Source organism: Mycobacterium helveticum, assembly GCF_007714205.1.
Lineage (GTDB): Bacteria > Actinomycetota > Actinomycetes > Mycobacteriales > Mycobacteriaceae > Mycobacterium > Mycobacterium helveticum.
Window position 1 is genome coordinate 1 of the sequence record NZ_VMQU01000384.1, and the last position, 331, is coordinate 331.

Sequence of the window (331 nt, forward strand, 5' to 3'; positions counted from 1 at the left end):
CCGCGCCGACATCCTGGCCTTCTTCGACCACCACGTCTCCAACGGACCCACCGAGGCCATCAACGGCCGCCTGGAAGTCGGCGCGGCGTACCCGCCGGATTGGAGGAGATCGCCCAACTCGGCCGCACGCTATCGCGCCGCCGCGCCGACATCCTGGCCTTCTTCGACCACCACGTCTCCAACGGACCCACCGAGGCCATCAACGGCCGCCTGGAAGCATTGCGCCGCAACGCCCTCGGATTCCGCAACCTCACCCACTACCGTTGGCGCTCACTACTACACAGCGGAGCACTCCACCAACTTGTCAATGCACTCTGAATTACGAAGAGCC

1 pseudogene is annotated in these 331 nt (G+C 65.0%); it reads left to right on the plus strand.

The annotated features are described in order from the left end of the window. Positions 1 to 84: 84 nt before the first annotated feature. Positions 85 to 318 (plus strand): annotated as a pseudogene (locus FPZ47_RS28050) (transposase); the annotation flags it as partial. Between the last annotated feature and the right edge of the window lie 13 nt (positions 319 to 331).